The sequence below is a fragment of the Geobacter sp. AOG2 genome (genome assembly GCF_019972295.1).
In the GTDB taxonomy this organism is placed as follows: domain Bacteria; phylum Desulfobacterota; class Desulfuromonadia; order Geobacterales; family Pseudopelobacteraceae; genus Oryzomonas.
Genome location: NZ_BLJA01000001.1, coordinates 3,420,460 through 3,441,239, shown reverse-complemented (window position 1 = coordinate 3,441,239; position 20,780 = coordinate 3,420,460). Strand labels below are relative to the sequence as shown.

Below are 20,780 nucleotides of genomic sequence, written 5' to 3'. Positions count from 1 at the left end.
ATGCATCATAAAGAAAAACACGCATTCGAACCGAAGATCATCGCCTTTGTCTGCACCTGGTGTACCTATGCCGGGGCCGACCTGGCCGGCACCAGCCGCATGCAGTACCCGGCCAACGTGCGGGTGCTCAAGTTCCCCTGCACCGGGCGCATCGATCCGGTCTTCATCCTCAAGGCCTTCCAGCAGGGGGCCGACGGTGTCCTGGTGTCCGGCTGCCACCCCGGCGATTGTCACTATATTGCGGGCAATTTCCACGCCCGCCGCAGGTTCGCCGCCTTCAGGAAGCTCCTGGAGTTCGTGGGGGTCGATCTGGGCCGGCTGCAATTCTCCTGGGTCTCGGCCGCCGAAGGGGGCAAATGGGTGGAGATGGTTACCGACCTGACCGAACGGGTGAGGGGCATGGGGCCGATGCGGGAATTCAAGGAACTGGGCCTGGAAGAGCAGTGGTCCGGGGCTATCGACACACCGGAGCTGCGAGAGGCGTACGACTCTATCTAAATAATATCTGCCACGGAGCCACAGAGGCCCGGAGAACGGCAAAGGCAAGAAACGAGAGTGGAAAGGCTGCAGACATACACCACTTTTTAGTCTTTGACATTACCCCGGAATGGTTGATTTTCTCTGTTTTTGCTTTCCTCTGAGCCTCTGTGACTCCGTGGCAAAAGGTTTAACGATATGACAAATACCATCGATACATCCATCTACGCCGCCGTCACCGAGGCCATACAGGGCGAGGTGCGACGCATTCTGTCGGAAGGCAGCGTCTCCGCCGTGGTCGGCTATGCCGCCGCGCGGCGTAAAGGCTCTGCCCAGCCGATCGTCATCACCGATGCCGCCCGGGCGGAAGAGCTTGTCTTCTCCGCCGCCTGCGTCAACAACCTGGCCGTCTACCTGACCAAGGCCAAGAAGGAGATCCCCAAGACCGGGAAGATCGGCATCGTGGTCAAGGGATGCGACCTGAAGGCGTTGGTGGGGCTGATGGGGGAATCCCAGCTCAAACGGGAGGACCTGTATCTGATCGGCGTTCCCTGCGCCGGGGTGCTGGCCTCCACGGCCCAGCCGTCTCAGGAGTTGACCGGCGACACCATCGCCCCCAAGTGCCGCGAATGCGACGCCCGTTTGCCGGCCGGGTGCGACTTCGTGCCGGACCAGCGGCCGGTTTCCATCGAGTTGGCGGGAAAATACAGCGCCGAGATTGCCCGCCTGGAGGCCATGACCCCGGCCGAGCGCTGGGCCTACTGGAAAGAGCAGTTCAAAAAGTGCATCAAGTGCTACGCCTGCCGCCAGGTCTGCCCGTTCTGCTTCTGCGAGCAATGCCTGTGCGACCGCAACAAGCCCCAGATGGTGGAAACCACGCCCCGCCCGGCCGGCAACACGGCCTGGCACATCGTCCGGGCCATGCACCTGGCCGGCCGTTGCGCCGGCTGCGCCGAGTGCGAACGGGTCTGCCCCATGGACATCCCGCTCAACCTGTTGAACCGCAAGATGGCCAAGGAGTTGAAGGAGCTGTACGACTACGAGGCCGGGTTCGAGGTGAGGGAAAAGGGACCGTTGGCGATGTACGACGAAAAGGATGACCAGAGCTTTATAAAATAATTATTTGCCACGGAGCCACAGAGACCCGGAGGAAAAGCAAAAGGGAGAAAAACAAAATCGGTCAGGGTAACGACAAGGAACGATATAAGGCTTTGAAGCTTTTTGTTTTACCCTCGTTTCGTCTTTGAATTTCTCCGTGTCTCTGTGGCTCCGTGGCAAAACCTAAAGGTCTTTATGCAAACGTACTTATCGGAAAACAACCTGAAGACACTTCTTGATCGCTTGATCGCCGGCGGCAAGCGGGTCATTGCGCCGCGCCTGGACGCCGGCACCCCGCTCTACGGACCGCTTGCGGACGCCGCCGGGGTCGTGCTCGACCAGTTGCCCCGCCGTTCGGCCAAGGAGGCCTTTTTCCCCGTCTGCGAGGACATCATGTCCTACGATAAGGAAGGGCAGCAGGTCACGCTGACGGACGTAAACCCCGCAAGCTTCCCGGAAACGGTGCTGGTGGGGGTGCGCCCCTGCGACGCCGCCGCGATCCCGGTACTGGACGCCGTATTCTCCTGGGATTACAAGGACGAGTTTTTCCTGGAGCGCCGCAAAAAGACCACTATCATCGGCCTGGCCTGTACGCAAGCCGACGACGCCTGCTTCTGCACCGCCGTGGGGCTCTCCCCGGCCGATCCCAAGGGAAGCGACCTGTTCCTGACCCCGGTGGAGGGGGGCGGCTACGCCTGCGAGACCTTCACGGAAAAAGGGGAGACGCTGGTCAACGGCAACAGGGAACTGTTCGCCGAGCCGAACGGTGCACCGGCCCTTCCCCCGGCCGAACCGCAGACGGAGAAGTTCGACCTGAAAAAGGTCAAAGCCTGGCTGGACGACCATTTCGAAGACCCGGCCTGGGACGGCATCGCCGTGCGCTGCGTCGGTTGCGGGGCCTGCGCCTTCCTCTGCCCTGCCTGCCACTGCTTCGACATCGTGGACGAGGGGACCGAGAAGGCGGGCAAGCGCCGCAAGAGCTGGGACGCCTGCGGTTTCTGGAAATTCACCCACCACGCCTCGGGCCATAACCCGCGCGACCTCCAGCCCAAACGGTACCGCAACCGCATCATGCACAAGTTCAAATACTACGACGACAAGTTCGGCCAGACCCTGTGCACCGGCTGCGGCAGATGCATCCGCTTCTGCCCGGTGGGGATCGACATCGCCGCGATCGTTTCGGAGATCAGCAAAAAATAAGAAAACACCATATTTGCCACGGAGCCGCAGAGGCACGGAGAAATTCAAAGACACATCGAGAGAAAAGCAAAAACCTCAACGCCTTATGTAGTTTTTTGCCGTTACCCTGATTGATTTTGTTTTTTTCTCTTTTGCTTTTCCTCCGGGTCTCTGTGGCTCCGTGGCAAAAACGAGGTTCGAATGGAACGATTCATCAATATACGGCACGTCATCGCCGCCCAGATGACCACCCCCGAGGACAATCCCCTGGTGTCGGATACCACCCGCATGATGGATGTGTGGTTCGGCGGCCCGGTAGTCAGGAAACAGCTCTTCAAGAAGGTGTCCAAGGTGGAGCAGGAGGCGTTCGTGGCTGCGCTCCGCGAGCGGGGCTTCATCCAGTCCGGCAACCTGTTGGTCGATCCGGCGGCGGTCCTGTTCGCGGAGATGGAGCATCAACTGGTGGGGGGCGTCATCACCATCGGTTTCGGCGACAACAACCGGCCGGTGGAGTTGAAGGTCAAGGCGCAGGCCTTTACAGAGATGGCGGCGAAACTGCAAACATCATAATCTCAGATAATCTGCCACGGAGACACAGAGACACGGAGAAAACCATAAAGCAAAGCGCTTTTGCTTGTGACGTTCTCCGAGCCTCTGTGACTCCGTGGCAAAAAAGGTTTTCTACATGTGTGATCACAACAAAAACATCTACCTCCCCCACCTGGCCACCGTTGCCGAGGTTATCGACGAAACGCCGGATGTGCGCACCCTGCGGCTGGTCTTTCAGGACGAGGCGATACGGGACGGCTTCGACTTCCGGGCCGGGCAGTTTGCCGAATATTCCGCCTTCGGTGCCGGCGAGTCCACGTTCTGCATCGCCTCCTCACCGACCCGCAAGGGTTCCATCGAGTGCTGCTTCCGCGCCGTCGGCCGCGTGACCGAAGCCCTGCGGCGCCTGGAGCCGGGGGACACCATGGGGGTGCGCGGTCCCTACGGCAACTCCTTCCCCATCGAGGAATTCTTCGGCAAGAACCTGGTCTTCGTGGCCGGGGGTATCGCCCTGCCGCCGCTGCGCACCCTGATCTGGAACTGCCTGGACTGGCGCGACAAGTTCGGCGACATCACCATCGTCTACGGCGCCCGCACCGAGGCCGACCTGGTCTACAAGCGGGAGTTGCAGGAATGGCAGGAACGGGACGACGTGCGTTTGGTGAAGACCGTCGATCCGGGGGGCAACGGGGTCAACTGGGACGGCAAGGTAGGTTTCGTGCCGACCATTCTGGAGGAAACGGCCCCCGGCGCGGAGAACACCATCGCCCTGGTATGCGGCCCGCCGATCATGATCAAATTCACCCTGCCGGTGCTGGAAAAGCTGGGATTCAGCGACGAGCAGGTCTACACCACCCTGGAAAACCGCATGAAGTGCGGCCTGGGCAAGTGCGGGCGCTGCAACGTGGGCAACGTCTATGTTTGCAAGGACGGCCCGGTGTTCACGGCGAAACAGGTCAAGGCCATGCCCGCGGAGTTTTGAAACAGGTGAGCCGTGAGGACCCCCGGCTCACCTCCGTATGTCCTTCAATCGTGACAGCAATCCCGAATATCGTGTTTTTTCGCCGCAACACCGATCCTGTCCTTGAGTTCTTTAATCTCGGTTTCAAGCTGGCGCGCTTCAATGATCCTTGAATCATAGCCAAGCAGTTCGGACAGTTGCATCTCCTTGACCCTCACGGCATCGGCCAGCGCAGCAGTCTCCTGCCGGTACTGCTGCTCAGACGCCTTATCGAAGCAGGCGCCCTCGGCGGCGATGGCGGCCGAAGCGGATACGGCGCCGGTTGAAAGCATCCCCAGCGCAATGGCAATTCCCATGACCATATTCCTTTTCATTGTGAAACTCTCCTTTTCTTGCACATGTGATCGTATTTCTCCACTGTCATGGGGTAATTCAATGACCATGCCAGGATGGAGGCGTTGGCGCAACACCCCTTGACAACGGCACTATTACCCTGTTATCCCTCTTTGCCTTCGCTTGTGCCGTTAACGAATATGCGACACGTTGTGGAGAAAATCCTACAGACAACCGTTTCCTGAAAACGATACGGCAAGCCTGATGAAAAAACGGGAGCAGGCTTGCAAGCCCGCTCCCGTCGACGTATCTGCCTTAAAAAAACCCGCGGATTTACCTCCCCAATGCCTCTTCGATCTTCTTCTGATCGAACCCTTCGATAATCCTGCCGAACAGCATGAAGGTCGGTGTGGCAGAAACCTTGCTCTTTTTTGCGATCTCCGCCTGTTCTTCCTGCAACTTTATTCCCGCGGGCGTCGCGGTAAAAACCTTCTGGCCGTCCAGTCTGCCCGACATCACCTCGTGGTAGGCCTTGGCCTTGTCATGTTGGGAAAGGACGTACCGGGCCTTTTCCCTGGCCTTGGGATGCCGGGGAAGCGGCCAGAAAAAGATGTACTGGGTTACGTCGCTACGCCCCGCGAAATACTTGGCCGCCCTGCGGCAGAAGGGGCAGTCGGGGTCGGTGAACTCAACAACCGTCTTGGGCCCGGAGCCGATGACGATCGCCTTGCTGAAATCCATATCCGATGCAGACACCGGACCGGCACACAACAGCAATGCCGCCACCATCACCACCAGCGCCCCGCAGAAACACCCTGTGAAACGTTTTCCGTTGTTCATTGTCCGTCACACTCCGCGCCATTAAAATGGCAGGGCAACAGGATGATGAACTCGCTCCCGGCCCCGGCCTCGCTTTCCACCCAGATGATCCCCCCGCAACTCTCCACCGCCATCTTGCAGAAGGCCAGCCCCAGGCCGGCTCCGCCCCGTTCCCGTCCCACGCCGCCGCGCGATTGGACATACCGCTCGAAGATACGGCCCAGGTCGTCGGCGGGGATACCGCTGCCGGTGTCGCGAATGCTCACTCTCACGAGACAACCCTGCTCCATAAAGCCATCGGGCACCGTCACATAGCCCGGCACGGGGGACAAGGGCGTCTCGGAGCTTTTGACGCAGCGGCAGGACACCACGATTTCGCCCCCCTCGGGGGTAAATTTTACGGCGTTCGCCAACAGATTGCCGATAACCCGGCTGAAGGCGTTTTTGTCGACGGCAATCTGGGGCATTTCGTGGGAGAACCGCTCCTTGAGCCTGATGCCGTCGTGTTCGGCGATCCGAATGAAGCGCCGGGTGACGCCCCGCAGAATGTCCGCCACGCTGTACCCGGCGATCTTTATCTGCATCCGGCCCGCCTCGAAGCGATGGATGTCCAGCAGGTTGTCGATCATGGCGATGACTTCATTGCAACTGTCGATGGCGGCGTGAAGGTATTCCGCCTGTTCCTCGTTCACCGCTCCCAACCGCCCCTCCCGTATGATGTCGATGGAGCCGATCACGGCGGTCAGGGGGTTTTTCATGTCATGGGAGAGCATGGAGACGAAATCGTCCTTCTCCTGTTCGAGGCGTTGTTTCGCCAACAGCACGCGCCGGTTGACGGTGGCGCGCATGACCCTCTGGAGCATGTCGTCCATGGCAAAGGGCTTGGAAAGGTAATCCACGGCTCCGGCCTTCATGCACTCCACGGCAAGGTTTTCGTTACCGTGGGCGGTCATCATGATGACCGCCGTATCCTTCCCGGTTTCCCGAATATGGCTGAGCACTTCGATCCCGTTGGCCTTGGGCAGCCTGAGATCCAGCAGCGCCAGCGAGTAGCCGTCCGCGTCCAGCATGTTGATGGCCGCCTCGCCGTCACCTGCCCAGACGGCGACAAAGCCCGCTTCCTGCAGTTGCAGGACGATCAGCCGGGCAATGTCGGCCTGGTCGTCCACCACCAGAATTTTTTCGACAGGCTGTTGCACGGCCATCAGGGGACTCCATTCTGCCCGCTACCGGCCAGGAACGCCTCGGCCAGGAGAATGTCTTCGGGCGTCGTGATCTTGATGTTGCGATAGTCTCCGCGTACAATGCGGACCGCGCCGCCGCGCCGCTCAATCAGGGAAGCGTCGTCGGTCCCCATGAATCCTTCCTGTTCCGCAGCCGCGTGTGCCGCGAAAATAAGCCCGAACCGGAAAGCCTGGGGTGTCTGGGCCTGCCAGAGGGTGTCTCGATCCGGGGTTCCGATGACGACCCCTTCCCGGACCGTCTTGATGGTATCCTTGGCCGGCACCGCCACCAGGGCTCCGTCGCAAACGCGGGCCACGTCGATGGACTCCCTCAGCAGTTCCGGGCTGATGAGCGGCCTCACCCCGTCATGTATCAGCACCACATCATCGTCGTCCGCCCGGTCCCGGAGCGCCCGCAACCCGTTCATGACGGAGTTCTGGCGTTCCCTGCCGCCCGGTACGATCTCCACGACCTTGCGAAACCCGTGGGCCTCAACCACCTGCTCGCGGCAGTAGGGAATCTCGTCGGCCGGGGTGACCAGAAAGATGCCGTCGATGAAGGGGGCGTTTTCGAATACGGAGATGGTGCGGGCCACGATCGGCATGCCCGCCAGGTGGAGGTACTGCTTATTGATGGAGGCGCCCATGCGCTTGCCCATGCCGGCGGCGGGGATCAAGGCAAAGGATTTAAAAGCGGTCATTGGCCACTCTCCGACAATAAGGCCGCCGCTTCGCCGAGCGAGAGCGCCAGGTTGGGAAAATCGTGATCGAGGATGGTGCGGACGTCCAGCAGAAACCGGTCCCGCTGGATACGCCCCACTACCGGGGTCGATGTCTGCCGCAGGCGCTGTTCGATCTGCTGCGCTGACGCGCCGCCGATGCGCACCTCGATGAGGCTCGTGGGCAGCCCGAGCAGGGGAAGCGATCCGCCGCCGGCGCTCGATTCACCCTGCTGCTTCACCAGGGTGACCGTCTTGGGAAGACGCCTGCGCAGCATCCCGAGGATGCGGTCGGCACGCCGCGACAGGTCGGCCGGAGTCGCCGTCAGCATGCGGAGCGTCGGGATTTCACGGACCGCGCGGCGCTCGTCGCGGTAGAGCCGCAAGGTCGCCTCCAAGGCCGCCAGGGAGAGCTTGTCCATCCGCAGGGCGCGCAGGAGCGGGTGGCGCTTCATGGGCACCACGATCTCCCGCTTCCCGGCGATGATCCCGGCCTGGGGACCGCCCAGGAGCTTGTCGCCGCTAAAGGTAACCACGTCGGCGCCCGCAGCCAGGTAGCGGCGCACGGTCGGTTCACCGGCAATGCCGTAGGCGGCCAGATCGATCAGGCAACCGCTGCCGGCATCCACCATGACCGGGACCCCGGCCTCGCGCCCCAGGGCCGACATCTCTTCCGTCGTGACCTCTGCGGTAAAGCCGACCACGGCAAAATTACTGGTATGCACCTTGAGCAGGAGCGCCGTGGCGTCGTTGATCGCCCCACGGTAGTCCCGGACGTGGGTCCGGTTGGTCGCACCGACCTCCACCAGATGGGCCCCGCTCTGCAGCATCACCTCGGGGATCCGGAACGACCCGCCGATCTCCACCAGTTCCCCCCGCGAGACGATCACATCCCGCCCCTGGGCCAAAGACGACAGGGCCAAAATAACCGCGGCGGCATTGTTGTTGACCACCAGGGCCGCTTCGGCGCCGGTCAGTTCGCAGATCAAGCCCTCCACGTGGGCATAGCGCGTACCCCGCTCCCCGGTGGTGAGATCGAATTCCAGGTTCGAGTAACCGCGGGAGGCCCGGTGGATGGCCTCTTCGGCATCATCGGCCAGGGGAGAGCGCCCCAGGTTGGTGTGAATCACCACGCCGGATGCGTTGACCACATCCCGCAAGCTGGGCGTGCAGCGACGGTCGAGCTCGGCGCTTACCAGGGCAACGACACCCTCCTCGGAAAGGTCGCAGGAAACCCCGCTGCGGGCGGCGGCACGCAACCGTTCCAGTACTTCACGGATCGCCGTCACCAGTTCCGGGCGCGGATGGGAAGCGACGAGCGAGGCCGTCCCGGCCCACGCCAGGACACGGTCAACCTTCGGTATCTGTCTCAATATCTCTTGTGGCACGATGGCATTCCTGATCGTTTTTTATCATGGAATTATGGACAAAACAGGGAAATAAGCAGGACACTGGGAATGGGGTCGATTAAACCATACAAACAGGGAAAGTGCAAAAAAAAACAGGGTGCTGCCCTAAGCGGGGAGAACCGCCGGGGAAAAACGGAAACGGGAGATCTCTGACCGCGTTACCGGGACGACGGAAAGGCCAGAACTAAAGGTCCATCTGCATAGCCGCGGCCTGGGAAGAGCCAATGCCGCCATCCATAAGCACCTTGCCGCCGTACTCGGCATTCTTGCGCACCAGCAACTCGGCGGTTTCCCCGTCCTTCCGGCGGAAGGCCTCGATGATCTTCTGGTGTTCCTGCACCGAGATGTCCATGCGGCCGGGCAGGGAGATCGACATCAGGCGCAGGCGCTGAAATCGCGTTACCAGGCTGGCGATCAGTTCCCGGAGCTTTTCATTGTCCGCAGCCCTGATGAAGACGTCGTGGAAATCGCTATGGGTCTTGAAAAAAGCCTTGATATCGTTATGCAGCGCCAGTTCGGCCAAACGGTCATTGATGGCCTGAAGCCGTTCCACTTCCTTGGCCGTCAGTTTCTCGCAGGCCCGGCGGGCGGCATATCCCTCCAGGATGCTCTTTATGGCGTAGAACTCTTCCACATCCTTCTCGCTGAACTCGCTGACCACCGCCCCCCTGCGGGGGATCACCGTCAGGTACCCTTCCGATTCCAATTGACGGAAGGCTTCGCGGATGGGGGTCCGGCTGATACCGTAACGCTCCGCCAGATCGGGCTCGGAAACCCGGCTGCCGGCCTTGAGAGCCCCGGAAATGATTGCGTCGCGAATGTTTTCCAGAATTTTTTCCCGCAAGGTAAGATGCTTTTCCATCGGCTTTTTCATGGATGACGGGCTCCAAATAATATTTTAACGTATTGTATACAGTATGCACCATTTGTCAACCGTAACCTTACGGTATTGCAGTTTTTTGTGTGTTTGCCTCCACCAAAAAAATATTTTGAGCCGGTTCCGGCGCCGCCGACACCGGGCCCTCTCGTGAGAAAAGAATAATCATCCTTGAATTTTACGGGTTCTGCGGGTAATCTTCAGAAAATTTGGCAGGTTGCCGGGAATCGTCATGGGCCGGAAGATCGGCGGGACGCAAGCGAACGATAAGGCGGCGACGCCGTGCGACCCTGCGGCAGATTTCGGCAACCCGCTCGAGGAAATCCATGGACCCTGTACGGCACCTTAAAATATCGGTGTTGGTGCTTCTGCTGCTGGTATCGGCAGGCACGGCCGGCTTCATGACTATCGAGCACTGGCAGCCGCTCGATGCCCTCTACATGACGGTCATTACCTTGAGCACCGTGGGATTCAGGGAGATACACGACCTGTCCGATAGCGGCAAGATCTTCACCATGTGCCTGATCGTGGTGGGGGTGAGCGTCCTGGGCTACATCGTCGGCAGCCTGGCCCAGATCATGTTCGAAGGACAGATCCAGCGGGTCATCGGGAGGAAAAAAGTGGAGAAGAAGATCGAGGCGCTCCGGGACCATTACATCATCTGCGGCTTTGGCCGGATCGGCTCGCTGATCTGCCGGGAATTCAAGGCCAACGGCCTCCCGTTCGTGGTGGTGGAAAAGGATGGCGACACCCTTACGAAGATCCAGGACGAAGGCTATCTGCACATGAGAGGCGACGCCACCCTGGACGAAAGCCTGCTCAAGGCCGGGATCAAGCGGGCCAAGGGGCTTATCTCGGTGGTCACCTCCGATACGGAGAACGTCTACATCACCCTCACCGCCCGAGGCCTGAACCCCGAACTGTACATCCTGGCCCGTTCCGGCGAGGAGGGGTCGGACATCAAGCTCAAACGGGCCGGGGCCAACAAGGTGGTTTCCCCCTACCTCATCGGCGGCAGCAGGATGGCCCAATCGGTCTTGCGCCCCAATGTGGTGGATTTCATCGAGATCGCCACCGGCAGCGAACACATGGACCTGCAAATGGAGGAGATCACCATCCCCCCCCAATCCGCCTTTGTGGGGGAGACCCTGGTCAGCTCCGGATTCCGCAAGGAGATCGGCGTCATCATCGTCGGCATCAAGAAGGGCCACGGCAAGATGGTCTTCAACCCCCATTCCCAGGCCAAAATCGAGGAAAACGACACCCTGATCGTCCTGGGAGAGCCGGGCGCCATCGCCAAGCTGAACGACCTGGTGGTACGTCCCGCCACGGACAGCATCATCAAACAACACCGGAAAGAGCACAGCGACCATGAAAAATAAGATCCACGCCCACGTCCCCTATCCCCAACTGTCCGAACACCTGGATTATCTTGTCGAGCAGCGTATCAACCCCGAGATCTATCTGCCGGCGGAAGCGCTGGACCGCATGATTTGGGAAGAATTGGCCGCCCAGGCCCGTGTTCTCCATTCCGCGGGGCTTGCCGTCACCATCCACTCTCCCTTCATGGATTTGAATCCCGGCGCCCTGGATGCCAGCATCCGCGAGGCGACCCGGCAGCGGATCCGGCAGGTATTCAAGGCGGCGGAACTGCTGCGGCCGCGGGTGATCGTAGTGCACCCCGGTTTCGACGAGTTGCACTACGGCGAGAACCGGCTGGTCTGGCTGAAGAACAGCATCGACTTCTGGCGGGAGTTCGTCCCCTGCGCCAGGGACCTGGATACGGTGATCGCCGTGGAAAACATCTTCGAAAAGGAGCCCTCCACCCTGCGCGCCCTGCTGGAAGCCATAGCCGACCCCTGCTTCCGGCACTGCTTCGACGGCGGGCACTGGAACATGTTCACCACCGTGCGGATGGAGGAGTGGTTCGCCGAACTCGGCCCGTACATTGCCGAAACCCACATCCACGACAACCACGGCCAGACCGACGAACACCTGCCGCTGGGCGAGGGGGAGATCGACTTCGACCTGCTCTTCGGCCTGCTGAAGCATTATGCCCCCGACGCCGTCTGGACCATCGAGGCCCACAGTACCGCGCACCTGCAACGGGCGCTGAAGAATATCGAAAACTACCTGTAAGGAGGCATCATGCCTGAAACCATTCTCGTAAGCGGGGGCTGCGGCTACATCGGTAGCCATGTCGTCCGGCAGCTCAGCGAAGCGGGCCGCAAGGTGGTCGTCTACGACAACCTCTCCACCGGTTTTCGCGACGCCCTGATCCACGGCGAAGAGCTGATCGTGGGCGAGTTGGCCGACCGCCAGGCCCTGGAGGCGGCCTTTGAACGCCACCGCTTCACCACGGTCCTGCACTTCGCCGCCTCCATCGTGGCCCCGGAATCGGTCTCCCTGCCGCTCAAGTACTACGGCAACAACACCCGCAACACCTTGGGGCTTTTGGAGACCTGCACGAAGTTCGACGTGCGGCGCTTCATCTTTTCCAGCACCGCCGCGGTCTACGGCATTCCCGACGGAGGCGCCGCCTCCGAGGAGAGCGCCCTGGCCCCCATCAATCCCTACGGCACCTCGAAGCTGATGAGCGAGTGGATGCTGCGGGACACCTCCGCGGCTCACGGCATGCAGTACGTGGCGCTGCGCTACTTCAACGTGGCCGGCGCCGATCCCCAGGCCCGCATGGGGCAGCGCACCCCCGAGGCGACCCACCTGATCAAGGTGGCCTGCCAGGCCGCCCTGGGGATGCGGGAGAGCGTCGCCATCTACGGCACGGACTACCCGACCCCCGACGGCAGCGGTATCCGCGACTACATCCACATCGAGGACCTGGCCGCCGCACACCTGTGCGCCTTGCAGTATCTGGAGAACGGGGGCGAGCCCACCGCCATGAATGTCGGCTACGGCCGGGGGGGCAGTGTGCGGGAGGTGCTGAAGGTCGTGAAGGAGATCAGCGGTGTGGATTTCACGGTGGTGGAGGCGCAGCGCCGTCCCGGCGACCCGGCCTCGCTGGTGGCGCAGGCCGACAGGATCAGGCGACTCACCGGCTGGCAGCCGCGCTACGACGACCTGCGGAGCATCGTGGCCGATGCCTGGAGATGGGAGAGCAAACTGGCGGGGAAACGATAAAACAGGGCGGCCATACCGCGCCGCCCCGTTTTTGCTTTGCTAACTCTCCAGTTCGTAGGGCCAGGTGAGGATGCCGCCATCCATGAACCGGACGTTGGTGAAACCGGCGGCATCGAGGATTTTTTGCGCCTCATAGCCCCGCAGGCTGATCTTGCAGAAGGCGATGATCTCCTTGTCTTTGGGGAGGCTGTCCAGTTTCTCCCGCAGCACGCCGAGCGGAACCAGCTTTGCCCCGGCGATCCGCGTCGCCTCGTGTTCGCCCGGAGAGCGGACATCGAGCAGGATGAAGTCCTCCTCCGCCTCCATCTTTTCTCTGACCTCCCGGGGGGACACGCCCCTGGCATGGCCGGAGAGTTTGTTTTTCAGAATATCGGCGGCGACGATCAGGTTGTCCATGGCCGCGGCAAAGGGCGGCGCATAGCCGAGGTCGAGCTGGGAGATCTGTTCGGCGGTGGCACGGAAGGTAATGGCGGTGGCCGCGACATCTATCCGTTTATCGACGGCGCCGGGACCGACCGCCTGAAGGCCGAGCAGCCGGCCGTCCTTCCGGTCGGCAACCAGTTTCAGCGCTATCGGCTTTGCTTCGGGATAGAAATGGGCCCGGTCCGGGGCGGGAGACAGCACGGTCTCGACGTCGTAGCCCGCGGCACGGGCGGCTAGTTCGGTCAAACCGGTCTTCCCGGCATTGAATTCAAACACCTTGACGATGGTCGTCCCCACCACCCCGGCAAAAACGGCATCGCCTCCCGCCGCGTTGATCCCGGCAACCCGCCCCTGCTTATTGGCCGTACTTCCCAGTGGCACATGCATGCTTTTGCCCGTTACCAGGCTCGTGGTTTCGCAGCAGTCGCCGCAGGCATAGATGTCCGGCACGGAGGTCCGCAGGCGGTCGTCCACGGCTATGGCGCCGGATTCCCCGATCCGAAGCCCGGCATCGCGGGCAAGGCTCACGTTGGGCTTCGCTCCGACCGCCAGCACCACCAGATCGGCCGTGATTTCGCCACGGTCGGTCATGACCTTTTCCACGTGCCCGGTTCCGGCAAAACCTGAAACACGGCAGGACGTCATCACCTGGACGCCGTGGGTCCGTATATGCCGCTCAAGGAGCGTCGCCATCTCCTCATCCAGAACACCCGGCAGGACCTGATCGCACATCTCGACCACCGTTACCTGCATCCCGCGCAGCGCCAGAGCCTCGACGGTCTCGAGACCGATCAGGCCCGCGCCTATGACGCACGCCCGTTTGCCGGAAATCGCCTGCTGCTTCAGAAGGGTGGCGTCCTCCATGCTTTTGACGGTCAGGATACCGGGAAGTTCGCATTGCTCAAGCGGCGGGACAAGCGGCGAGCTTCCGGTGGCCAGGATCAGACGGTCATAGTCGAGGAAGGAGGTCGTACCGCTCTCGGCGGTCCAGAGTTCAACCTTCTTATTCCGCCAGTCGAGCGCCACCGCCTTGGTTTCGGTAATGACCTCAACCCCTTTGACCTTCCGGAAAAAGGCAGGGTCACGAACCACGCCGACCGGCGTGCTCATGAGCTCCTTCTCATCGCGCACCGTATCGGCCACAAAGTACGGTATGCCGCAGGCGCCGTACGAGATAAAACTTCCCTGGTCGATGACCGTTATCCCGGCCTTCGGATTGATCCTCTTGGCCTTGGCCGCCGCCTTGGCTCCGGCGGCATTGGCCCCTATGACCACAATCTTCATGACGTGCCCACCTTGATCGTAAAATAGCGGCGCTACTTGATGCAGAGCGCCTTGTTGGTGACCAGCGCCTGCGCAACCTTGGCTCGTGCCGCGGCCAGCAGGCGCTGAACGGTCCCCCGGGAAACGCCCATGCGTTCGCCGGCCTCTTCCTGCCGGAGGTGCTCGCCATCGCACAGATAGAGCGCTTCCAATTCATCGTGGTACAAGATGACCTGTTCCAGCTGTCCGAGCGGGGTACCGGCAGGTTTGAAAACCTGTTCGTATTCAGCCCGCAGCGGACAGGTACAGGTACGCGGTTTTTTGTTTCGTGGTGACATATGGCTCCCGGGTTCCCTGTGTCGGCCTAGTGACAGCAGCCGCCTCCTTGCGCATGCCCGCCGCAGGTCTGCTGGGGAAGAAACTCGGGCAGCCCGCCCTTCACGAACAGATCCACATTCTCGGCAATGGTGCCGTCAAACGCCTGAAAGACCTTGAGCCCCATGCGGTGCAGGCCGTTCAGCGCCCCCCCGCCGATACCGGTGACCACGATACCGTCGAACCGGTCCGTGCCGAGGGCTTTCAGGGGGCTGCAGGCGCCGTGCTGGTGTTGCTGGTCGTTGTTGTGCAGCGCCTCTGCCTGGCGGGTCTCGGTGTCGACCACCACAAACAGCGGAGCAGAACCGAAATGGTTATAAACAGGGCTTTCCAGGCCCGCATCCTGAGCGACGGGGAAACAGATCTTCATGACACTACCTCCTTGTATTTTGTGTATATGCACAGAATACAATCCGCATATTCGCATGTCAACATAAATTTTCCAAGGGAGAAGGGGACCCCCGCCAGGCGCCCTGCGCGGCTAATCCACCCCGCGGAACAGGGGATCGGCCGCGGCGGCAGACATCAGAACGCCTGCCACATAAACCAGCCGCCCCCCAGGGCGACGATCCCGCCGCTGACCCGCCTGGCCCAGAGAGAAAAATTGACGATACCGCTGGTCTTGGCGAACCCCTCCACGAAGCCGGTGAAGGTACCGGCAAACAGCATCAGCAGACAATGTCCCAGGGCGTAGGAAAAGAGCAGCGTGACGCCGTAGAGCACCTTGCCCCCGCTGGCCACCAGCGTCAGCAGCACCACCAGTACCGGCGTGGCGCACGGGGATGAAACGACGCCGAAAAACAACCCCAGCAGGAACGCACCGGCAATGCCGCCCCGCTTGGGTTTGAAGTCGGGGCGAACCGGCAGGCGCAGTTCGTACAGCCCCATCATCTGCCCCCCCATGACCAGCGCCACGGTGCCGGCGATCAGGTACCAGGGGCCGCCGAGGGTGCCGAACATGGTGCCGAGCAACCCGGCCGCCGCGCCGAACGCGGTGAAGGTCAGGGAGAGACCGAGGACGAAGGCCAGAGAATAGCGAAACGCCTTGACGCGATTGCCGTCGCTGTAGCCGCCGACGAAACCGACCACCAGCGGTATGGTGGCCAGGACGCACGGCGAGGCGGAGGAAAGCACTCCCGCCAGGAAGGCCGCACCAAAGGCCGCCAGCGGATGGAGGGCGACGATCTGCTCCATGTTATCGAGAAAGGTCATTTCATCCCCAGGGCCTTCAGCTCCTTCAGGATGGCGGATTTTTCCATGAAGCCCATATGACGTTTTACCTCCCTGCCCCTGATATCGAAGAAAATCTGGGTCGGGATCATCTGCACATGATACCGTTCGGCAAGGTCGGGGGATTCCCGGACATCCGTGAACAGGACGTTGCCCCTGCCCTTCAGCTCGCCATTCAATTCGGCCAGGATCGGCGCCATCTTTTTGCAGGGGATGCAGGTTCGGGCGCCGAAATCGGCCACCGTGGGCCTGCCCGAGGTCAGGGCGGCGCGGATGACGCTCTCGCCTGCCGATGGCAGCTCGGCCCGCGCGGCGGTCACCGTGGCACACAGGACGACACAGACAACGAGCGGGCGCATCACAGCAGTCCCCCGATCTCTTCCGCCGTGGCGGTCCTGCCGGAGAAGACCACCTTGCCGTCGATCACCAGCGCCGGGGTGCTCATGACGCCGTGCCCCATGATGGAGGGAATGTCTTCCACCTTGACGATCTCCGCCTCGACCCCCTTTTCCCTGACCGCCGTTTGCACAGCCTCGTGGAGCGCCTTGCATTTGGCGCAGCCGGTACCCAGAACTTCGATCTTCATCCTCGTATCTCCTTTCAGGTTGCGAGTATGGCATTGAACAGATACCCGACGATAACGATAGCGGTCGCCACAATGCCGAAAAAGGTGACCAGCAGCCGGGTCTTGAGCACATTTTTGAGGATGACCGCCTCGGGGAACGACAGGGCCGTTACCGCCATCATGAAGGCCAACACCGTCCCGACCGCCATGCCCTTCTCCATCAGGGCCTGCACGACCGGGATGATGCCGGCGGCGTTGGAATACAGCGGCACGCCGATCAGCACGGCCAGCGGCACGGCAAAGGGGTTGCCCCGCCCCGCGTATTTCAGGAGGAAATCGGCCGGGGCATAGCCGTGGATAAAGGCCCCCATGCCGACGCCGATCACCACGTAGGGCCATATTTTCTTCAGGAGTTCACGGGTATAGTTCCGGGCATAGTCGATCTTTTCCCGGAAGCTCTGTTCCTGGATCCCCGCCTGCCCGACCTTGACCTCCCAAACGTAGTCCTGCACATATTTTTCCATCCTGAGTCTGCCGATCGCGATCCCGGCCGTGACGGCCACCAGCAGGCCCGTGCCCACGTAAATCATGGCTATTTTCCAGCCGAACAGTCCCCAGAGCATGATCAGGGCGATCTCGTTGACCATGGGCGAGGAAATCAGGAACGAAAAGGTCACCCCCAGCGGGATGCCCGACTCCACGAATCCGATGAACAGCGGCACCGCCGAACAGGAGCAGAAGGGGGTGACGATCCCCAGGAGCGCCGCCAGCACGTTGCCCACGTATTCGCGATTATGGGAAAGGATGCGCCGGGTCCGCTCCGGCGAGAAATAGGAGCGGATGATGGCCACCACAAAGACGATGGTGGTCAGGAGCAGAAAGATCTTGAGGGTGTCGTAGACGAAGAAATCCAGCGCCTCGCCCGGACGCGAACCGGGGGCAAGCCCTATGAGGGTGAAGACAAGATAGTCGGCGAACTGTTTCAGCATGGCTACTCCATGATTAGTTGAGCAGGCAATCATATACCTGCGCAAAAAAAACTATTTTCCCTTCAACGCCCTGGTACGGTGTTTGGTTTCTCTGGCGCAGATGGAAGCGGCCAGGTCGGCTATCTGAAAAACCTCGGAATGCCTGACGACGTAGAGGATCTTCACGCCGTCCTTGCGCCGGGAGAGGATGCCGTGGTTATGCATGTAGTTGAGATGCCGGGAGGTGTTGGATTGTTCTTCGCCGATGGCGGGGAAGATCTCGCAAACGCACTTCTCCCCCTCCCGCAGGAAGTCGATGATCTTCAGCCGGGTCGGCTGGGCAATGGCCTTGAGAACATCGGCCAGATAGTTGGCGGCAACCATGAGAACGCTCCGGATATATATGATTAAATAATCATATACTCAACCGCCGGGAAGATGTCAAGACACAAAGGCGGTACGTGCAGAAACAGCGACGGCGCGTCCGGCTTCCCTCCGCAAAAACCGGAGCGCCAAGCGGCTCGGGGGCCGGGCTACTCCGCCTGCTGCTTGTGGCTGTAGCGGATGACCGTGGCCTTTTCCAGGGTGATCATGCCGCCGCCCATCATCTCGTCGATGCGCGGCATGATGGCGTTGATCTTTTCCTGGGTATCCACGACCTCGACGATCAGGGGCAGGTCGGCGGACAGGTCCAAAAGCTTCTGGCTGTGATAGACGCTGTGGGCGCCGAACCCGCACACGCCGCGCAGGACCGTTGCCCCGGCAAACCCTTCCGTGCGCAACAGCTCCACCAGTACCTCGTAGAGCGGCTTGTGACCGTAGCGGTCGCTTTCCCCGATAAAGATCCGCATCAATACATTCTCGCCAACCAGTTTTGTCATGACCGCCTCCCCTACGAAATCGAACGGATGGTAAAAATACCGAGCCACGTAAAGACCAGGCAGACCGCCACGTTCGCCAGGACATTCACGAACGCCACCCCGAACTGGCCGTCCTCCAGCAGCTTGAAGGTCTCATAACTGAAGGTGGAAAAGGTGGTCAGTCCCCCCATGAAGCCGACCGTCAACCCTACCCGCAGGGTACCGGAGATCGCCGTGCCGGTCAGGCCCAGCTCCATGACCAGGCCGATAAGGTAGGCTCCGACGACGTTGACGGCAAGGGTGCCGTAGGGAAAGGCCCGGCCCAGGAAGCCGTAGACCCAACCCGAGAGATAGTAGCGGGCAAGCCCTCCGCCGGCGCAGAACAGGGCAATCGTAGCGGCTGTCTTCATCGGGAACGTTCTCCTTGTCGGTGGCCCGTACGGTTGGTTGCGGGACACCAGGTAGTATACCGGGCTTCCGGGAGATGTCACCCCCGGATCGACGCCCGGCGCGCGAGGGCGGCCGAAACCCATACATACATGATTGCGCGCGCCAAACAAACCATGAAAATGAAAAAACTCCCGCCCTTGTGTGTAAAGAGCAGGAGTCATCAGCTTTGGCAAGCGGTTGCGGCGAACTCCATCGCCATAGGATTTCGGTCAAATTACCTTGTCAGGTCCCCATTGTCAAGAACTATGGGGCGCCCTGCTCCGTGACGAACGAAGCCACGGCGTCCCGGATTTGGTCCCTGATCCGGCGGACCGCCTCCAGCTTCTCCGCGTGCGTCCCCGCCAGCGCTGCCGGGTCTTCGAAACTCCAGTGCATCCTGTGGGTGATGCCGGGAAAGATGGGGCAGCGTTCGGCGTTGGCGCCGTCGCAGACCGTTACGACATAGTTGAAGATGGCGCCGCGTTTGAAGAAATCGAAGACACTCTTTGTCCGGTTGGCGGAGATATCGATGCCCGCCTCGGCCATGGCCTCCACCGCCAGCGGATTGAGCGTGCCCGGTTCCAATCCCGCGCTGTGCGCCTCGAAGCGGTCGCCGGCCAGGTGATTGAGAAACGCCTCGGCCATCTGGCTGCGGGCGCTGTTATGGACACACACGAAGAGCACCTTGATCTTTTTTTCCATGAACCATATCCTCCCGGTCACCGATGTTGCGACATGTTATCAAAAATCTGTGAAGGCCTGATTGCCGATCGGTCACGATGACGTTACAGGTTCCGGGACGGGACCTCGTCGGCGAACAGGCGTTTTTGGAACCGGAAGGCCACGTTGACCAGGCCGATCATCACCGGCACCTCCACCAGCGGACCGATCACGGCGGCAAAGGCGGCCCCGGAATTGAGCCCGAACACCGCCACCGCAACGGCGATGGCCAGCTCGAAATTGTTGCTGGCCGCGGTAAAGGCCAGGGTGGTGGTCTTGCCGTAATCGGCCCCCAGCCGCTTGCCCATCCAGAACGATACCAGGAACATGACCACGAAATAGATGAGAAGCGGCAGGGCAATGCGCAGCACGTCCAGGGGCAGGCGCACGATCAGTTGCCCCTTGAGGCTGAACATGACCACGATGGTGAAGAGCAGCGCAATCAGGGTGATGGGGCCGATCCTGGGCACGAAGTTCGCGTGGTACCGCTCCTTGCCCACCAGCTTCAGGCCGACGAGGCGGGTCAGGGCCCCGGCGATGCAGGGGATGCCCAGATAGATGAAGACGCTCTTCGCAATCTGGCCGATCCCCACAGCCACCACCACCCCTTTGAGGCCGATCAACGGCGGCAGCACGGTGATGAAGAACCAGGCGTAGACGCTGTAGAACAACACCTGGAAGATGCTGTTGAAGGCCACCAGCCCGGCGGCGTATTCGGTGTTGCCCCTGGCCAGTTCGTTCCAGACGATCACCATGGCGATGCAGCGCGCCAGGCCGATCATGATCAGCCCCACCATGTACTCCGGCTTGTCCGGCAGAAGGAGCGCGGCCAGCACGAACATCAGGAGCGGCCCGATGAACCAGTTCTGTACCAGCGACAGGCCCAGGATTTTCTTGTTGCGAAAGACCTGGGGCATCTCCTCGTACTTCACCTTGGCAAAGGGCGGGTACATCATCAGGATCAGCCCCGCGGCGATGGGGATATTGGTCGTGCCCACCTGGAAACGGTTGATGAAGCCCTCCATCCCCGGCACGAACCAGCCGAGCCCCACGCCCAGAACCATGGCGGCAAAGATCCACAGGGTCAGCCAGCGGTCGAGGAAGGAGAGTTTTCGGGACAGGTGTTCGCTCATGGTCTGTCTACCTGAAAATTGAATTTTTCGAA

At 61.1% G+C, this 20,780-nt stretch carries 26 protein-coding genes and 1 riboswitch; of the genes, 8 read left to right on the top strand and 18 right to left on the bottom strand.

The window, feature by feature from the left end; all coding sequences use genetic code 11:
* The 5 genes from LDN12_RS15665 to LDN12_RS15645 all read left to right on the top strand — a co-directional run bounded on the left by LDN12_RS15665 (position 1) and on the right by LDN12_RS15645 (position 4,285).
* Positions 1-498, top strand: a complete 498-nt coding sequence (locus LDN12_RS15665; RefSeq protein WP_223923592.1) for a hydrogenase iron-sulfur subunit — start codon at positions 1-3, stop codon at positions 496-498.
* Positions 499-675: 177 nt separating this feature from the next.
* Positions 676-1,596 carry a 4Fe-4S dicluster domain-containing protein gene (locus LDN12_RS15660; RefSeq protein ID WP_223923591.1) on the top strand — a complete coding sequence of 307 codons (921 nt, stop codon included), beginning with the start codon at positions 676-678 and terminating at the stop codon, positions 1,594-1,596.
* A gap of 174 nt (positions 1,597-1,770) precedes the next feature.
* Positions 1,771-2,775 (top strand): 4Fe-4S dicluster domain-containing protein, encoded by a 1,005-nt coding sequence (locus LDN12_RS15655; RefSeq protein ID WP_223923590.1) that lies wholly within the window; start codon positions 1,771-1,773, stop codon positions 2,773-2,775.
* Positions 2,776-2,955: 180 nt separating this feature from the next.
* Positions 2,956-3,324 (top strand): hypothetical protein, encoded by a 369-nt coding sequence (locus LDN12_RS15650; protein ID WP_223923589.1) that lies wholly within the window; start codon positions 2,956-2,958, stop codon positions 3,322-3,324.
* 115 nt (positions 3,325-3,439) lie between these two features.
* Positions 3,440-4,285: an FAD/NAD(P)-binding protein gene (locus LDN12_RS15645; protein ID WP_223923588.1), complete on the top strand. Its 846-nt coding sequence runs from the start codon at positions 3,440-3,442 to the stop codon at positions 4,283-4,285.
* A 44-nt stretch (positions 4,286-4,329) separates the two neighbouring features.
* On the opposite strand, the gene LDN12_RS15640 is transcribed toward LDN12_RS15645, so the two are convergent.
* The 6 genes from LDN12_RS15640 to LDN12_RS15615 form a co-directional block, all read right to left on the bottom strand.
* Positions 4,330-4,638: a hypothetical protein gene (locus tag LDN12_RS15640; protein WP_223923587.1), complete on the bottom strand. Its 309-nt coding sequence runs from the start codon at positions 4,636-4,638 to the stop codon at positions 4,330-4,332.
* A gap of 292 nt (positions 4,639-4,930) precedes the next feature.
* Complete coding sequence (locus LDN12_RS15635) at positions 4,931-5,437, bottom strand: thioredoxin fold domain-containing protein (protein WP_223923586.1); 507 nt, start codon at positions 5,435-5,437, stop codon at positions 4,931-4,933.
* The gene (locus LDN12_RS15630; RefSeq protein WP_223923585.1) at positions 5,434-6,621 is read right to left on the bottom strand and encodes a hybrid sensor histidine kinase/response regulator; all 1,188 of its coding nucleotides are present in this window, start codon (positions 6,619-6,621) and stop codon (positions 5,434-5,436) included. Before LDN12_RS15630 ends, LDN12_RS15635 begins: the two co-directional genes overlap by 4 nt.
* Complete coding sequence (ispD, locus tag LDN12_RS15625) at positions 6,621-7,340, bottom strand: 2-C-methyl-D-erythritol 4-phosphate cytidylyltransferase (protein WP_223923584.1); 720 nt, start codon at positions 7,338-7,340, stop codon at positions 6,621-6,623. The genes LDN12_RS15630 and ispD overlap by 1 nt, the downstream gene beginning before the upstream one ends.
* Entirely contained in the window at positions 7,337-8,746 is a 1,410-nt protein-coding gene (gene selA / locus LDN12_RS15620) for an L-seryl-tRNA(Sec) selenium transferase (RefSeq protein WP_223923583.1), read from the bottom strand. Before selA ends, ispD begins: the two co-directional genes overlap by 4 nt.
* A gap of 205 nt (positions 8,747-8,951) precedes the next feature.
* Positions 8,952-9,641 (bottom strand): GntR family transcriptional regulator, encoded by a 690-nt coding sequence (locus tag LDN12_RS15615; RefSeq protein WP_223923582.1) that lies wholly within the window; start codon positions 9,639-9,641, stop codon positions 8,952-8,954.
* 329 nt (positions 9,642-9,970) lie between these two features.
* Here LDN12_RS15615 and LDN12_RS15610 point away from each other — a divergent pair, with 329 nt between their 5' ends.
* Genes LDN12_RS15610 through galE form a run of 3 tightly spaced genes read left to right on the top strand, consistent with a single transcriptional unit; the run spans position 9,971 to position 12,782 of the window.
* A complete protein-coding gene (locus LDN12_RS15610) occupies positions 9,971-11,026 on the top strand; it encodes a TrkA family potassium uptake protein (protein ID WP_223923581.1) in 1,056 nt (351 codons plus the stop codon).
* The gene (locus tag LDN12_RS15605; RefSeq protein WP_223923580.1) at positions 11,016-11,783 is read left to right on the top strand and encodes a sugar phosphate isomerase/epimerase; all 768 of its coding nucleotides are present in this window, start codon (positions 11,016-11,018) and stop codon (positions 11,781-11,783) included. Before LDN12_RS15610 ends, LDN12_RS15605 begins: the two co-directional genes overlap by 11 nt.
* Positions 11,784-11,792: 9 nt before the next feature.
* Positions 11,793-12,782, top strand: coding sequence for a UDP-glucose 4-epimerase GalE (galE, locus tag LDN12_RS15600; protein WP_223923579.1), 990 nt, complete (start codon positions 11,793-11,795; stop codon positions 12,780-12,782).
* Positions 12,783-12,821: 39 nt separating this feature from the next.
* Here galE and LDN12_RS15595 read toward each other — a convergent pair whose 3' ends face one another.
* The 12 genes from LDN12_RS15595 to arsB form a co-directional block, all read right to left on the bottom strand.
* Entirely contained in the window at positions 12,822-14,489 is a 1,668-nt protein-coding gene (locus LDN12_RS15595; RefSeq protein ID WP_223923578.1) for an FAD-dependent oxidoreductase, read from the bottom strand.
* A gap of 32 nt (positions 14,490-14,521) precedes the next feature.
* Positions 14,522-14,806, bottom strand: coding sequence for a DUF134 domain-containing protein (locus LDN12_RS15590; RefSeq protein ID WP_223923577.1), 285 nt, complete (start codon positions 14,804-14,806; stop codon positions 14,522-14,524).
* A 26-nt stretch (positions 14,807-14,832) separates the two neighbouring features.
* Positions 14,833-15,213 carry a NifB/NifX family molybdenum-iron cluster-binding protein gene (locus LDN12_RS15585; RefSeq protein WP_223923576.1) on the bottom strand — a complete coding sequence of 127 codons (381 nt, stop codon included), beginning with the start codon at positions 15,211-15,213 and terminating at the stop codon, positions 14,833-14,835.
* A 155-nt stretch (positions 15,214-15,368) separates the two neighbouring features.
* Entirely contained in the window at positions 15,369-16,055 is a 687-nt protein-coding gene (locus LDN12_RS15580; protein ID WP_223923575.1) for a cytochrome c biogenesis CcdA family protein, read from the bottom strand.
* Positions 16,052-16,432: a co-chaperone YbbN gene (locus LDN12_RS15575; protein ID WP_223923574.1), complete on the bottom strand. Its 381-nt coding sequence runs from the start codon at positions 16,430-16,432 to the stop codon at positions 16,052-16,054. The genes LDN12_RS15580 and LDN12_RS15575 overlap by 4 nt, the downstream gene beginning before the upstream one ends.
* Positions 16,432-16,659: a thioredoxin family protein gene (locus tag LDN12_RS15570; protein ID WP_223923573.1), complete on the bottom strand. Its 228-nt coding sequence runs from the start codon at positions 16,657-16,659 to the stop codon at positions 16,432-16,434. Before LDN12_RS15570 ends, LDN12_RS15575 begins: the two co-directional genes overlap by 1 nt.
* A gap of 14 nt (positions 16,660-16,673) precedes the next feature.
* The gene (locus LDN12_RS15565; protein WP_223923572.1) at positions 16,674-17,627 is read right to left on the bottom strand and encodes a permease; all 954 of its coding nucleotides are present in this window, start codon (positions 17,625-17,627) and stop codon (positions 16,674-16,676) included.
* A gap of 51 nt (positions 17,628-17,678) precedes the next feature.
* Positions 17,679-17,990, bottom strand: a complete 312-nt coding sequence (locus tag LDN12_RS15560) for a metalloregulator ArsR/SmtB family transcription factor (RefSeq protein ID WP_223923571.1) — start codon at positions 17,988-17,990, stop codon at positions 17,679-17,681.
* A 149-nt stretch (positions 17,991-18,139) separates the two neighbouring features.
* On the bottom strand, positions 18,140-18,487 hold the full coding sequence (locus LDN12_RS15555) for a DUF190 domain-containing protein (RefSeq protein ID WP_223923570.1): 348 nt from the start codon (positions 18,485-18,487) through the stop codon (positions 18,140-18,142).
* Positions 18,488-18,498: 11 nt separating this feature from the next.
* A complete protein-coding gene (gene crcB / locus LDN12_RS15550) occupies positions 18,499-18,876 on the bottom strand; it encodes a fluoride efflux transporter CrcB (RefSeq protein WP_223923569.1) in 378 nt (125 codons plus the stop codon).
* 184 nt (positions 18,877-19,060) lie between these two features.
* Positions 19,061-19,122: riboswitch (Fluoride riboswitch) on the bottom strand.
* Between the two features lie 37 nt (positions 19,123-19,159).
* On the bottom strand, positions 19,160-19,597 hold the full coding sequence (locus LDN12_RS15545) for an arsenate reductase ArsC (RefSeq protein WP_223923568.1): 438 nt from the start codon (positions 19,595-19,597) through the stop codon (positions 19,160-19,162).
* A gap of 83 nt (positions 19,598-19,680) precedes the next feature.
* The gene (gene arsB / locus LDN12_RS15540; RefSeq protein ID WP_223923567.1) at positions 19,681-20,748 is read right to left on the bottom strand and encodes an ACR3 family arsenite efflux transporter; all 1,068 of its coding nucleotides are present in this window, start codon (positions 20,746-20,748) and stop codon (positions 19,681-19,683) included.
* Between the last annotated feature and the right edge of the window lie 32 nt (positions 20,749-20,780).

Coding starts and splice junctions, on each gene's coding strand:
- LDN12_RS15665 (WP_223923592.1), top strand. CDS start 1: ATGCATCATAAAGAAAAACACGCATTCGAACCGAAGATCATCGCCTTT.
- LDN12_RS15660 (WP_223923591.1), top strand. CDS start 676: ATGACAAATACCATCGATACATCCATCTACGCCGCCGTCACCGAGGCC.
- LDN12_RS15655 (WP_223923590.1), top strand. CDS start 1,771: ATGCAAACGTACTTATCGGAAAACAACCTGAAGACACTTCTTGATCGC.
- LDN12_RS15650 (WP_223923589.1), top strand. CDS start 2,956: ATGGAACGATTCATCAATATACGGCACGTCATCGCCGCCCAGATGACC.
- LDN12_RS15645 (WP_223923588.1), top strand. CDS start 3,440: ATGTGTGATCACAACAAAAACATCTACCTCCCCCACCTGGCCACCGTT.
- LDN12_RS15640 (WP_223923587.1), bottom strand. CDS start 4,638: ATGAAAAGGAATATGGTCATGGGAATTGCCATTGCGCTGGGGATGCTT.
- LDN12_RS15635 (WP_223923586.1), bottom strand. CDS start 5,437: ATGAACAACGGAAAACGTTTCACAGGGTGTTTCTGCGGGGCGCTGGTG.
- LDN12_RS15630 (WP_223923585.1), bottom strand. CDS start 6,621: ATGGCCGTGCAACAGCCTGTCGAAAAAATTCTGGTGGTGGACGACCAG.
- ispD (WP_223923584.1), bottom strand. CDS start 7,340: ATGACCGCTTTTAAATCCTTTGCCTTGATCCCCGCCGCCGGCATGGGC.
- LDN12_RS15615 (WP_223923582.1), bottom strand. CDS start 9,641: ATGAAAAAGCCGATGGAAAAGCATCTTACCTTGCGGGAAAAAATTCTG.
- LDN12_RS15610 (WP_223923581.1), top strand. CDS start 9,971: ATGGACCCTGTACGGCACCTTAAAATATCGGTGTTGGTGCTTCTGCTG.
- LDN12_RS15605 (WP_223923580.1), top strand. CDS start 11,016: ATGAAAAATAAGATCCACGCCCACGTCCCCTATCCCCAACTGTCCGAA.
- galE (WP_223923579.1), top strand. CDS start 11,793: ATGCCTGAAACCATTCTCGTAAGCGGGGGCTGCGGCTACATCGGTAGC.
- LDN12_RS15595 (WP_223923578.1), bottom strand. CDS start 14,489: ATGAAGATTGTGGTCATAGGGGCCAATGCCGCCGGAGCCAAGGCGGCG.
- LDN12_RS15590 (WP_223923577.1), bottom strand. CDS start 14,806: ATGTCACCACGAAACAAAAAACCGCGTACCTGTACCTGTCCGCTGCGG.
- LDN12_RS15585 (WP_223923576.1), bottom strand. CDS start 15,213: ATGAAGATCTGTTTCCCCGTCGCTCAGGATGCGGGCCTGGAAAGCCCT.
- LDN12_RS15580 (WP_223923575.1), bottom strand. CDS start 16,055: ATGACCTTTCTCGATAACATGGAGCAGATCGTCGCCCTCCATCCGCTG.
- LDN12_RS15575 (WP_223923574.1), bottom strand. CDS start 16,432: ATGCGCCCGCTCGTTGTCTGTGTCGTCCTGTGTGCCACGGTGACCGCC.
- LDN12_RS15570 (WP_223923573.1), bottom strand. CDS start 16,659: ATGAAGATCGAAGTTCTGGGTACCGGCTGCGCCAAATGCAAGGCGCTC.
- LDN12_RS15565 (WP_223923572.1), bottom strand. CDS start 17,627: ATGCTGAAACAGTTCGCCGACTATCTTGTCTTCACCCTCATAGGGCTT.
- LDN12_RS15560 (WP_223923571.1), bottom strand. CDS start 17,990: ATGGTTGCCGCCAACTATCTGGCCGATGTTCTCAAGGCCATTGCCCAG.
- LDN12_RS15555 (WP_223923570.1), bottom strand. CDS start 18,487: ATGACAAAACTGGTTGGCGAGAATGTATTGATGCGGATCTTTATCGGG.
- crcB (WP_223923569.1), bottom strand. CDS start 18,876: ATGAAGACAGCCGCTACGATTGCCCTGTTCTGCGCCGGCGGAGGGCTT.
- LDN12_RS15545 (WP_223923568.1), bottom strand. CDS start 19,597: ATGGAAAAAAAGATCAAGGTGCTCTTCGTGTGTGTCCATAACAGCGCC.
- arsB (WP_223923567.1), bottom strand. CDS start 20,748: ATGAGCGAACACCTGTCCCGAAAACTCTCCTTCCTCGACCGCTGGCTG.